A 12,092-nucleotide genomic window follows, 5' to 3' on the forward strand; every position below is an offset into this window, starting at 1 on the left:
TAGGGACTAGGAAAAAGCAGGGGAGCACCAGGGGCAGGGGAGCAGAGGAGAAAAACTTCCCCGATCCCCAATACCCAATACCCAATCACAAGTACCCAGTACCTGAGCGGTGTTACTCCCTAAGCCATCAAGGATATAGTTATAGACTGCTCGCCGCTCCTGATGAAATTCGCAGCCCCAAAATTGCTAAGTCGCGTTCAACGCTATCAAGTTCTGCAACTTTAGGCAAGTAACCCCAGCGCTGAAAACCAAATTTCTCAAATAGCTTTAAACTGGGGTGGTTATGGGCAAAAATGAAACATACTAAGTTTTTGAAGCCCAAAGTAGAGCTTTGTTTGATTGCTTGGGTTAGCAGTTGCTTTCCCAATCCACAGTGATGATATTCTGGGGCTATGTAAATACTAATTTCAGCTGTGGCATGATAGGCTGGGCGTCCGTAAAAAGATTGGAAACTTAGCCATCCAGCTACTACATCTTCTACTTCAATTACCCAGAGTGGATTTTTGAGTGGCGATCGCCCATTAAACCAAGCAATGCGACTTTCCACAGAGACTGGTTCCAAATCGGCGGTTGCCATGCGACTAGGAATTGCAGCATTGTAAATGGCCACAATTATTGGTAAATCAGTTTCGGTAGCATGGCGAATATTTGTTGCTGCCTTCTGTGTCATGTTCAGGCTCGTGCTAACAAGGGAGCTGCGGCTAGTAAGGTTTTGGTATAGGGATGCTGGGGATTAGCAAAAATTTCTTTTGTGGAGCCAATTTCGACAATCTTGCCACCATTCATGACGGCAATGCGATCGCATAAAAATCTCGCTAACCACAGATCATGAGTAATAAACAAATACGTCAATTCAAACTCTGCTTTTAATTCCAACATCAAATCCAACACTTGCGACTGCACGCTAGCATCTAACATACTTACAGGCTCATCACAAATCAAAAGTTTCGGATGAGTAATTAAAGCACGAGCTATTGCCACTCGTTGCTGCTGCCCCCCAGATAAATCTGAGGCGTGACGCTGATAGTAAACTTCTGGGGGTTTTAAGCCTACTTTTTCCAGCATCCAAAAAACCTGTTTTTTTGCTTCTGCGGGAGTCGCTAGCTTATGAATCAACAATGGATCTGCAATGCTTTGCCCTACTGTCATCGCTGGATTTAGGCACGCATGGGGATCTTGAAACACCATTTGCATTTGTCGCCTTTGGATGCGCATTTGCTGCCGGGATAGATGAGTGATCTCCTTTCCTAAAAACTCAACTTTTCCAGCAGTAGGAGGAATTAACTGCAAAATTGTCCGCGATAAAGTACTTTTGCCGCAACCAGACTCCCCGACTAATCCTAAAATTTCTCCGGGATATAGTTCGAGATTAATGCCATCTACCGCTTTAATTGTCTGAGATTGCCCTTGGAACAAACGTTGAATTAAGTTAGGTTCAATTGTATAGTGCTGTTTTAAATCGACGATGCGCAGGATAGGGGATTGGGAGGAAGACGCGGAGAAACTTTTATTCATATTCCCCATGTCTCCGTGTCTCCGTGTCTCCGTGTCCTCTTGATTTCCCGTGTCTCTCCCTCCCCTTGTCCCCTTGTCCGTTCCCTCTCCTGCTTGAATATGCAGAGCTGCTTGCAGGAGCGATCGCGTGTATTCGTGCTGGGGTTGTTCAAAGACAGATTCCGTTTTACCCATTTCCACCATTTTGCCGTCATACATAACGCCAATGCGATCGCAATACTCTGCTACCATTGCTAAATCGTGGGAAATTAGTAGTAGTGCCATATTTTCTTCGGCACACAGTCGCGTCAGCTCTTGCAAAATCTGTGCTGCTACGGTGACATCCAAGCTAGTGGTTGGTTCGTCGGCAACAATCATCTTGGGTTGCAGCAATAAAGCTAGGGCAATTGCTACTCGTTGTCGCATCCCACCGCTAAATTCATGGGGGTACTGGTTCCAGCGACTGGCAGGAATATTTACCTTTGCCAAAGTAGTGATCGCCTTTGCCTTGGCTTCCCGTGTTGATAATTTCGGAGAGTGCGCCTTTAGTGTCTCGATACAGTGGTTACCTATAGTCATCAAAGGATCGAGGCGTGTCATGGGATCTTGAAACACCAACGCCACCGCTTCTCCTCGAAACTTCCGCATTTGGGTTGGTGTTAAAGCAAACACCGATTGTCCTTGAAATGTGACTTGTCCTTCAACGCGAGTAGATGGTGGTAGCAACCGCATTGCTGCTCTTCCCAAAGTTGACTTACCACACCCTGACTCTCCGACTAATCCCATTCTTTCACCTGGTTGCAGGTTAAAAGAAACATCATCAACTGCCCAATGCGCTTCTTCGTCACTACGATGAGGATAGGCAACCCGTAAATGTTCGATAGTAAATAAGGCGTCACTCATATTTATTTAGTTATTGGCGTTGAAGTTATAAGTTTTAGATAATGTATCAGATTATATTCGTTATGCTTGTTATCTATGTATCTTTATTTTTACTGGCTTCTATTATACTTGGTATAATAATTTATCTTTGAAAAACACTTGCCTTTTCTGAAATTAGTATTTTCTCCAAACAGTCATCTATTAAATCTGAAAATTATATCCAATCTTTTCACTAATTTTAGATAAAAATCAAATTTATAAATTTATATATTATTTCCCTAATTCAAAATCATTTAATTTGATAGATAAATATAAATATAAAATTATTAGAATTTTTATGAATTTAATTTAGTTAGTAATATGACTTAATTTTTACATATTATTTTAACTTTGACGCTTGCTAGCAATATCACTAATTAGCAATATTATTTAATATTTTTTCACTACCTATTGTATGAGATGTATTACTTCAATAGTAATAAAATAAAGTTGTAAGAATAACAGAGGTAAAAATACGATGGGAGTTAAAGTTTTACCAGATGTTGGAGATGTAGCCGAAAATCTTGGTGTTACAGGTATTTTAGGAGTTGTACTTCTGCCTATATTCTTACCAGTGTTAGCTGGTGTTGGTAAGCCTATTGCCAAGGGAATTATTAAAGGTGGGATCCTCTTCTACGAAAAGAGTAGGGGAGCGATCGCAGAAGTTGGCGAAACTTGGGAAGATATCGTTGCAGAAGCAAGGGCTGAACTTGGTGAGTCGCGCATGAAGTCAGCTGAACCGATTGAAGAGACTCAGGCTTGAGACTCAAGGAAGAGCAATGCTAATCTCGAATTTTGCAGTGAACTTTCGCATAGCTATTGAAGATTGTTTTCAAGGATGGAGTTTTTACCCATCCTTTTTTTAATTGCCATTAACATCTTCCAAAAGAGTTGCCCCAAATTAGGACGTGGGAGTCTTGTTTCAAAACACTAGATATATTCTATTAATCAATGATTTTAATCTAAAATCTAAAATCTAAAATCTAAAATTCATATTACCAGTTGCAGACGCTACGCTCTTAGTAATATTGTTTATTTATGCTGTATTAAGCTTGAAATTCAAAATAAATCAACCAATGCTCATTTCTGCTGATTCGCGCATTCCTTTCCCACGCTCCCTAGTATATACTACCTATCGCGACAAGCTAGCTGAACTTATCCCCTATATGCCGAACGTGCGTTCAATTCAGGTGAAATCTCGTAGTGAGGAGAATGGACTAGTTCATAGTATAAATGAGTGGCATGGAGGTGGAGAAATTCCAGTAGCGGCAAGGGCAGTAATTAGTGAAGATATGCTCTCGTGGACAGAATATAACACGTGGTATGAAGATAAGTTTATTGTGGAATGGCAAATTAAAACCCACGCCTTTAGCGAAGCAGTTCATTGCGCGGGAAAGAACCGCTTCCTTGCAGATGGTAGCACTACGATTGTAGAGAGTCGTGGTGAGCTCATTATCGATCCCAAGCAAATCAAAGGAGTTCCTCAATTCCTCGTCCGCAGTGTAGTGCATTTAGTCCAAGATTTTCTTGCTAAAAAGATTGAACCCAATCTGTTGCAATTGAGCGAGGGAGTACGTCAATATTTAGAGAAAGATACCAATTGATGAAAAGTACTTAGAGGGAGAAAGAGAGAATGCCAATTTATTACTCTTAGCACTTAGTTTTTCTTATACTATATATTTATTTATCTAATTCCTTGATTCTAATCTTATTACTTTTTTGTCAACGCAGAAGAATTCCCTACTAAGCTATAATCGGGATTGGGAGTGTTATAGATTGACGTAGTGCTCGAAAAAAACTTACCAGAAAGTACTGGTTTTTGCTAATCTAATAAGTAATATTTTTGCTCTCAAATCGCAATATCATGGTATAAATTGTATACCTTCCTTCTAAAGTTGAATATCATAAAATCTTGACAACAAAAACTCTTACTACCCAGGTAAATCTATGATTATTGTAGTTGCGAAATTGCCGTACAGTAATCTGTAAGTGTTGTCAAGCGATCGCTTATTATTTTGCGTCGTTCGGAAGCAGTAGCAGATTGACGCGCTCCTTGGTAAAACATCACATCGATTTCTAATAGACGCAATTGTTTACTCATTTCTGTTCGATAGGATTGCTCTCGTGATTTTTCTTCTGTCAAAGGTAAAATTTGTTGCTGAAAAAATTGCTTTAAACAGATAAGGTGCTCCTGCATTCCGAGTGCGTCTAGCTGTTTAGTGACAACCTCTGAGCGGAATTGCTCTAACAATGTTGCGAAGGTTTGATATTTGTCCTGATGGAAAGACATTCAGCGCTGATTGAGATACTATTAATGTCAAGTAATCTTTCTTATACAATAAAAATTTTAGCCTTTAGCTTATCTTGTTGCCCTAAAAATTATAGTTTAGGGCTTGATTTATCATCAATCGATTTTCGGGATGATTATGCTTGAAGTATGAACAGGACGATTTCCACAAACTTTACGAGCAATCATTCTGCGATCGCTTTTGGGCTTTATGTATCAACGGCAAATTCTTTTGGCAGTGATGTCGTCAATTGCATCTAATTCCCTATAAAGGTGGGTTTCGCCAATCAAACCTCGAATAAACAGCAACTTCTCTGCTAAACCCGTCTCTCGTAACCACCAATCACCTCCAGTTCCGATCCTATGATGAGCACCACAGTTGTCAACGAACCAACCGATATTACCCTTCCAGAATGGCTCAAGAGTTGCTTATATACGCCATCTACGAGCGGTGGTGAAACAGAAGAAGACCGAAAGTACTATGATACAGATTTAATTTGCCGAGCATTTCGATTTGCCTATCAGTTGCACCAAGGGCAATACCGCAAGTCAGGAGAACCTTACATTTGTCATCCTATTGCTGTTGCTGGAATGCTACATGATTTAGGAGGCAGTGCTGCTATGATAGCAGCTGGATTTTTACATGATGTAGTTGAGGATACAGATGTCACAATTGAAGATATAGAACAGCGTTTCGGCGCAGAAGTCAGGTGTTTAGTTGAAGGAGTCACCAAGCTTTCTAAAATTAACTTCAAAAGTAAAACAGAAAGTCAAGCAGAAAATTTTCGGCGGATGTTTTTAGCAATGGCGCAGGATATCCGTGTTATCGTGGTGAAGTTGGCAGATCGTTTGCATAATATGCGGACACTAGAATTTATGCCAGATGAAAAACGCCGACGCACTGCTTTAGAAACAAGGGAAATTTTTGCTCCCCTAGCCAATCGCTTGGGGATTTGGCGTTTTAAATGGGAATTGGAAGATTTGGCGTTTAAGTATTTGGAACCAGAGCCTTTTCGCCAAATTCAGCAGTTGGTTTCTGAAAAACGCACGGCGCGGGAAGAAAGACTGGATAAGGTTTCCGAAACTTTGCGAGAAAGGCTGGCAGAAGCAGGAATTCGTTGTCTTGATATTAGCGGGCGCCCTAAGCATCTTTATAGCATTTACCAGAAGATGCAGCGCCAAAACAAGGAGTTTCACGAAATTTATGATCTGGCAGCACTGCGGATAATCGTTCAAACTAACGAGGAATGCTATCGTGCTCTGGCAGTAGTTCACGATGTATTTCGCCCAATTCCTGGTAGATTTAAAGATTATATTGGTCTGCCCAAACCCAACCGCTATCAATCGCTGCATACTGGGGTGATTGGCCCTTGGGGAAGACCTTTGGAAGTGCAAATCCGAACACTGGAAATGCATCGAATCGCCGAGTACGGGATCGCTGCTCATTGGAAGTATAAAGAAACTGGGGGTTCTAACATTACGCATTTAAATGCGGCAGATGAAAAATTTACTTGGTTGCGGCAGTTACTCGAATGGCAAAACGATCTCAAAGATGCTCAGGAATATTTAGAGAGCATCAAAGATAATTTATTTGAAGATGACGTTTATGTCTTCACTCCAAAGGGGGATTTAGTTGCTTTGAATCCCGGTTCTACTACAGTGGATTTTGCTTATCGCATTCACACAGAAGTTGGAAACCACTGTGCCGGAGCGCGGGTAAACGGGAGGATGGTTCCACTTTCGACACGACTGCACAATGGTGACATCGTTGATATTATTACTCAAAAAAATAGCCATCCTAGTTTGGATTGGTTAAACTTTGTCAGAACAAGTGCGGCTAAAAATCGCATTAAGCAGTGGTACAAGCGATCGCGCCGAGAAGAAAATGTGGCTCGCGGTAAAGAAATTTTAGAAAAAGAACTCGGCAAAACAGGGTTTGAAAGTTTTTTGAAGTCAGAGCCAATGCAGGCGGTAGCAGAAAAGTGTAACTACCACTCTGTGGAAGATTTGCTGGCTGGTTTGGGCTATGGAGAAGTAACGCTTAATCTAGTGCTTAACCGTTGGCGAGAAATAGTCAAGGCACAACAGCCTGTAGTTAATGAGCCTGAGATTCCCCCAAATCTGCCAACTACAGCCAAAGCCGCACTACGAGATGGAAGTGCAACCACTTCACGCTCTAGTGACTCGCCGATCGTGGGAGTTGAAGGATTGATGTACTATTTGGCTGGTTGTTGTACTCCCATTCCTGGTGAACAAATCATTGGTGTAGTCACGCGGGGTAAGGGAATTTCTATCCACCGCCAAGGATGTCACAACGTAGAAAAAGTGGAGTGCGATCGCCTTGTACCTGTAAGTTGGAATCAAGCAGCAGAAAATAATGGTCGTCCCCAAACTTATCAGGTAAACGTGCAAATTGAGGCTTTGGATCGGGTGGGAGTATTAAAAGATATTTTATCGCGACTAAGCGATCAAGGTATCAACGTCCGCCATGCTAATGTTAAAACTGCTTTTGGTCAACCGGCATTGATTGATTTGGGGATCGAAATACGCGATCGCACTCAGTTAGAACATATATTCGTCCAAATTAAGAAAATGAGCGATATTCTTAATATCCGCCGTGTCGGGCAAATTGACGAATAATTTAGTTGCATAATTAACTCAAAGTTACAGGGTGCTTTCAGGGGCATTTGTGTGGTTTTTACTAAGTCAAATCTAGCTATGGAGAAAAGATTTGAAAATCAAAAAATAAAGTTTCTATAGATTAACGTTGCAATCAACAATTTAGATATATAAGTCATGTAAAAAATCAGATTAATCTCCTGATTGATACTTTCATGATTGAAACTTGAATATTTATTATCTTGGCGGGTAAAGGCTAAGTACAAATAGCCAATAACCACCATTAATTAAAGCAGTGAGAACTGCACCAATAAGAACTCCGTGCATCACAGGTGCTCGTCCTTGTCTGTTTAGCTTGAAAGCAACAGGAATAATATATATAAGTTGAGTTATACCAATACCAAAAAAATATATTATAAAAATTTGCTCGATAATATTTATTTGTGTATAGTTAATCATTGATAGTAACAACACAAAACCAAACAAACTTGAAGTTGCTACAAGATGCATTCCTATTACTAAAATAATACCTGCAATTAGGTTACTAAATTTGCTTCTTCTTGACATTGTGTTTTCTGGTGAATAGGTAGTTTTTTGAAATGCAGAGGAACACAGAGTAAGTGCGCCCCTGGCGCAGATATTTTTTTGAATCACTCCGTTACTGAAAACAATTAACTTTTAGAGAGTTTAATTGTGTTCTGTGATAATTACTCTGACTTCTTTGAACAAACACTATTTCTCAAAGCGCAAAATAGGTAATTGCGGGTAGGCATAGAAATTCATCAAACTTATTTTCATCTCAGTGGGACTGGATTAGTAACCATTAAATAAAGAAGTAATTTTTCCTATCAGTATTAACATTAACTATTATTCTTTAAGGAAAAATGAGTTTTAAAGTTCAGATTTTTTACCCTCTGAGGCGAGCCGCGAAAGGATATTTCCTGTAATTTCTAGTAGCTGATTTAGTAAAAATCCGATGGTGCCGACGTAAATTATACCTTCGATAAGGCTATTATTGTTACCAGATCTATAACTATTCCAAATAAAAAAACCTAATCCCTTACCAACTGTTAACATTTCTATTGCAATGACTGTAAACCAAGCTACCCAAACACCAATTTTTAAGGCATCAAATATACAATTTATTGCGATCCGCAAGCTATTACCTTCAATTCGAGATTTTCGGATACCAGCAGCCGTTTTAATAGTTAATGGCCAAATCGCACTTGAAAATACAACGACACTTGTTGCTACTTCTAATTCTCGAAACAATATTAAAGCAAGCGGTACCAAAGCTATAGGAGGCATACTATAAGGGATTTGTAAAAAACGCTTACTTACTTGATAAACTACTGGATTAGTTCCAATTAAACTTCCAATTAAAATCCCCAAAATTGCGGCAGGAATGTAGCCAACAAATAACAATTGCAAGCTAGATAAAAAGTCTAAAAATATACTATGTCCCATGCTTTATGCTTTTAATCGTAATATCTGAGGAATGGTGTGCCAATAATACACGATAGCGCATAGACAGGCAATTTGAATTGCACTCATCCCCAAAAAAATACGAAAATCTGGTTTTATCAAATCTATCAAAAATCTAAAGATTAGATACAGAATTAAATAAAATTTAAATAAATCCCCTTCTTTGTATTTGTAGTTACTACGAAGACGTATAAATATTAATAAGAAGATTAAAAATATAATTTCATACAACTGTGTAGGATGGCGAAGAATACCATCGCCGAAATCTACACCCCAAGGTAATGTGGTTGCAATTCCGTAAGTGCGATCACTCAAACCGGTAAGAAAACATCCAATACGTCCAATTGCCGTTCCGATAATGAGTGGATAAACAAATACATCACCTGTAGAGCGATTGATCCCAATAATCTTTTTAGTAATTTCTACACCAATCACCGCGCCTAATAGCGCTCCTACAATGGTTTTTCCTTGGAGAGATAGTAATAAAAAAAACTGAGAATTTTGCCACAATAAATCAAGATGTTGTAGTAAAACTAGTACTTTCGCGCCAACAAGAGCACCGAGCAATCCACCAACAATTATCAAAGTGCGCTGTGCAGGTGTAATAAAATCATTACGCACGTTACGCAATATTAAATGTAACCCCACAATATAAGCCAAAGATTCAAATAAAATATGCGGGTGAATCCGCAAAGACCCCAAATAAAAATAAACTGGGAATGTCATTTGATAGTAGTTAGTAGTTAGTGGTTAGTGGTTAGTAGTCTATATTATTGATTTTGATAAGTAGCCCTTACTGAACTGCGTACATCAAAACGCATGAAAAAGGTTTCTCCACCAACACCCAACACCCTGCGACGAAGACGCACTCACTGTTACAGTTATTAGGTATGATGGCATCAATAGCGATCGCGGTGATCGGTAAATTTGTCCCGATGATCGTGTTAAACACAGCACTCTTTGACTGCTTGTTCAAACTACATCCCTCAAGAGGCTCGTGATGACTACTCTTCATTCAGACGCACTTGTATTTTTTGGGGCGACAGGCGATCTTGCCTACAAGAAAATTTTTCCCAGCCTTCAGGCAATGGTACGGCGTGGTAACCTTAATGTTCCGGTGATTGGGGTTGCCGGGCGATCTTGGACGACAGATCAACTCAGGGAACGAGCGCGTGATAGCCTAGAACATCATGGTGGTGTAAATCAAGCAGCATTTGAGAAACTTTCTTCACTGCTCCAGTACGTTTCTGGTGACTACAACAAACCAGAAACTTACGAAAAATTACGTCAAGCCCTTGGTGATGCCACTTGTCCCCTCTACTACCTAGCGATTCCGCCCAGCCTGTTTGCACAAGTAGTTGAAGGATTGGGTAAGTCAGGTTGTGCTAAAAATGCCCGCGTGGTAATTGAAAAACCATTTGGACGAGATTTGGAATCAGCACGCGAGTTAAACCAAATTCTCGGATCGGTTTTTCCCGAATCATCCATCTATCGAATCGATCACTATCTCGGCAAAGAACCACTGCTGAACTTGCTTTATTTTCGATTTGCGAACTCCTTTCTAGAACCTATCTGGAATCGCAACTACGTCGAAAGTGTGCAGATTGTCATGGCAGAGAACTTTGGCATTCAAGGACGAGGAAAGTTCTATGATGAGACAGGCGCAATTCGAGATGTGGTGCAAAACCATATGCTGCAAGTGCTAGCTTCAGTTTGCATGGATGCCCCCGCCAGTACGGCTCCTGATGCGATCCGAGATGAAAAAGTGCGGATTCTCAAAGCATTGCGATCGCTTGAACCCAATGACATAATTCGCGGACAATTTCAGGGTTATCGCTATGAGGAGAGTGTAACTACTGATTCCCAAGTAGAAACCTTTGCTGCCGTTCGTTTATTTATCGATACCTGGCGATGGTCAGGAGTTCCCATTTATATTAGAGCCGGGAAGAAATTGCCTGTCAAGACTACTGAGGTGATGGTTAAGCTCAAGTGTCCACCTCTAGATGTGTTCAAGGAGGGAGGAAAAGAAAACACCAATTATGTTCGTTTTCTATTAGATCCAGAGGTAATCGTGGGATTGGGCGCTCGCACTAAAATCCCAGGAGAAGCCATGATTGGATCTGCGGTGGAACTGTTGGCGTTTTATGGAGGTGGCGACGAGATGGAACCTTATGAACGTCTATTGGGCGATGCGATGCGGGGCGATCCGACGTTGTTTGTCAGAGAGGATACCGTAGAAGAGGAATGGCGAATAGTTCAGCCAATTCTCGATAACGTTACACCCGTTTATGAGTACGAGCCGAATACCTGGGGGCCACCAGAAGCAGATAAACTATTGTTAACAGGCGATCGCTGGTACAATCCATTGCCGAGGGAGTAGTATATTGGCTGATTTAGGAGCGCGATCGCTGTCATAAATGCGCGATCTACTGAAATGAGAAAGCGATCAACCTTTTTGCTTGCTGAATCTACCGAAATGAGAAAGCATTTAAGCATTTTGAGAAAGCGATATGCCTTTTTGCTAGTTAGAACTCAACTTCAATTTAAAACTTTACTTAGAACGCAACGAGAATTTAGGATGATGTGTTGCGCTACGCGACAACACATCCTACAAATGTCTGATTGTAGCTCTTTTTGATCGCATAGCTGTTTCATGCGATCGCTTGGGATTAGTTACCAGTTCAAGCAACTTCAAATCTAGTAAAACTGGTAATTAGCGGATACCTTAACATCAAACTAAACACCACAACAATCAATGGATGCTTTAGTGGAATAACTAGACACAAAATTGAGTCAGTGACAGCCTGATATTGCTGAACAGGTGCGCCAATACGTAACAGGAAATCATCAATCTGGCAGATCAGGATGCGCTACATATTCTGCGTTCAAAAATTGTTGAGCAAGAAGTATTGTACTTGTCGGATGAACCCGAAACCTGGTGAAGTATGGCTTGTTGATCTGGGGTTAGCGGCGGAAATGCGAGCTTCGGAATTTTTAGCCTGCGTAGGCTGGCTTTGCTTGTATAGCCTCACCCTTTAGGGTGCAGGTGCTGTTGCCTCCTGCCTCTGGGCAGTCGCTACAACGCTCTTAACCCGACGCCAGGTGACGCCAGGTGCTTCAACGCGCTTAACCCGCGCAACGCACTGGCTCCTTTATGCCGGGGAACCCGTCCACCCTCCGGGTACCCTGCGGGAACGCCAAGGGCGTACAGCAGTCCCCCAACCCTTACGGGAAGCCTTTCAGGTTCAGGGGTTCGCAATCGTGACGGGAACCGCCAAGACTGCGA

At 41.1% G+C, this 12,092-nt stretch carries 11 protein-coding genes; 4 read left to right on the plus strand and 7 right to left on the minus strand.

Going from position 1 to position 12,092, the window contains the following annotated elements; all coding sequences use genetic code 11:
- Positions 1–139: 139 nt before the first annotated feature.
- Together QUB80_RS14785 and QUB80_RS14790 are read right to left on the minus strand one after the other, a co-directional pair.
- Entirely contained in the window at positions 140–670 is a 531-nt protein-coding gene (locus tag QUB80_RS14785; RefSeq protein ID WP_289790252.1) for a GNAT family N-acetyltransferase, read from the minus strand.
- A gap of 2 nt (positions 671–672) precedes the next feature.
- Positions 673–2,397: an ABC transporter ATP-binding protein gene (locus tag QUB80_RS14790; protein WP_289790253.1), complete on the minus strand. Its 1,725-nt coding sequence runs from the start codon at positions 2,395–2,397 to the stop codon at positions 673–675.
- A 496-nt stretch (positions 2,398–2,893) separates the two neighbouring features.
- On the opposite strand from QUB80_RS14790, the gene QUB80_RS14795 reads away from it, so the two are divergent.
- Positions 2,894–3,178 (plus strand): DUF5132 domain-containing protein, encoded by a 285-nt coding sequence (locus tag QUB80_RS14795; RefSeq protein ID WP_289790254.1) that lies wholly within the window; start codon positions 2,894–2,896, stop codon positions 3,176–3,178.
- A gap of 313 nt (positions 3,179–3,491) precedes the next feature.
- Positions 3,492–4,019, plus strand: coding sequence for a hypothetical protein (locus QUB80_RS14800; protein ID WP_289790255.1), 528 nt, complete (start codon positions 3,492–3,494; stop codon positions 4,017–4,019).
- Positions 4,020–4,366: 347 nt separating this feature from the next.
- Here the strand turns inward: QUB80_RS14800 and patD are convergent, their stop codons facing one another.
- Complete coding sequence (patD, locus tag QUB80_RS14805) at positions 4,367–4,705, minus strand: heterocyst frequency control protein PatD (RefSeq protein WP_289790256.1); 339 nt, start codon at positions 4,703–4,705, stop codon at positions 4,367–4,369.
- 363 nt (positions 4,706–5,068) lie between these two features.
- Here patD and QUB80_RS14810 point away from each other — a divergent pair, with 363 nt between their 5' ends.
- The gene (locus QUB80_RS14810) at positions 5,069–7,342 is read left to right on the plus strand and encodes a RelA/SpoT family protein (protein ID WP_289790285.1); all 2,274 of its coding nucleotides are present in this window, start codon (positions 5,069–5,071) and stop codon (positions 7,340–7,342) included.
- A 216-nt stretch (positions 7,343–7,558) separates the two neighbouring features.
- On the opposite strand, the gene QUB80_RS14815 is transcribed toward QUB80_RS14810, so the two are convergent.
- The 4 genes from QUB80_RS14815 to QUB80_RS14830 all read right to left on the minus strand — a co-directional run bounded on the left by QUB80_RS14815 (position 7,559) and on the right by QUB80_RS14830 (position 9,782).
- Complete coding sequence (locus QUB80_RS14815; RefSeq protein ID WP_289790257.1) at positions 7,559–7,888, minus strand: hypothetical protein; 330 nt, start codon at positions 7,886–7,888, stop codon at positions 7,559–7,561.
- Positions 7,889–8,212: 324 nt separating this feature from the next.
- Positions 8,213–8,788 carry an ABC transporter permease gene (locus tag QUB80_RS14820; RefSeq protein WP_289790258.1) on the minus strand — a complete coding sequence of 192 codons (576 nt, stop codon included), beginning with the start codon at positions 8,786–8,788 and terminating at the stop codon, positions 8,213–8,215.
- Positions 8,789–8,791: 3 nt separating this feature from the next.
- Positions 8,792–9,532, minus strand: a complete 741-nt coding sequence (locus tag QUB80_RS14825) for a prolipoprotein diacylglyceryl transferase (RefSeq protein WP_289790259.1) — start codon at positions 9,530–9,532, stop codon at positions 8,792–8,794.
- A 67-nt stretch (positions 9,533–9,599) separates the two neighbouring features.
- On the minus strand, positions 9,600–9,782 hold the full coding sequence (locus QUB80_RS14830) for a hypothetical protein (RefSeq protein ID WP_289790260.1): 183 nt from the start codon (positions 9,780–9,782) through the stop codon (positions 9,600–9,602).
- 24 nt (positions 9,783–9,806) lie between these two features.
- Here QUB80_RS14830 and zwf point away from each other — a divergent pair, with 24 nt between their 5' ends.
- Complete coding sequence (zwf, locus tag QUB80_RS14835; protein WP_289790261.1) at positions 9,807–11,186, plus strand: glucose-6-phosphate dehydrogenase; 1,380 nt, start codon at positions 9,807–9,809, stop codon at positions 11,184–11,186.
- The last annotated feature ends 906 nt before the right edge of the window (positions 11,187–12,092 follow it).

The organism is Chlorogloeopsis sp. ULAP01 (assembly GCF_030381805.1).
Lineage (GTDB): Bacteria > Cyanobacteriota > Cyanobacteriia > Cyanobacteriales > Nostocaceae > Chlorogloeopsis.

Coding starts and splice junctions, on each gene's coding strand:
- QUB80_RS14785 (WP_289790252.1), bottom strand. CDS start 670: ATGACACAGAAGGCAGCAACAAATATTCGCCATGCTACCGAAACTGAT.
- QUB80_RS14790 (WP_289790253.1), bottom strand. CDS start 2,397: ATGAGTGACGCCTTATTTACTATCGAACATTTACGGGTTGCCTATCCT.
- QUB80_RS14795 (WP_289790254.1), top strand. CDS start 2,894: ATGGGAGTTAAAGTTTTACCAGATGTTGGAGATGTAGCCGAAAATCTT.
- QUB80_RS14800 (WP_289790255.1), top strand. CDS start 3,492: ATGCTCATTTCTGCTGATTCGCGCATTCCTTTCCCACGCTCCCTAGTA.
- patD (WP_289790256.1), bottom strand. CDS start 4,705: ATGTCTTTCCATCAGGACAAATATCAAACCTTCGCAACATTGTTAGAG.
- QUB80_RS14810 (WP_289790285.1), top strand. CDS start 5,069: ATGAGCACCACAGTTGTCAACGAACCAACCGATATTACCCTTCCAGAA.
- QUB80_RS14815 (WP_289790257.1), bottom strand. CDS start 7,888: ATGTCAAGAAGAAGCAAATTTAGTAACCTAATTGCAGGTATTATTTTA.
- QUB80_RS14820 (WP_289790258.1), bottom strand. CDS start 8,788: ATGGGACATAGTATATTTTTAGACTTTTTATCTAGCTTGCAATTGTTA.
- QUB80_RS14825 (WP_289790259.1), bottom strand. CDS start 9,532: ATGACATTCCCAGTTTATTTTTATTTGGGGTCTTTGCGGATTCACCCG.
- zwf (WP_289790261.1), top strand. CDS start 9,807: ATGACTACTCTTCATTCAGACGCACTTGTATTTTTTGGGGCGACAGGC.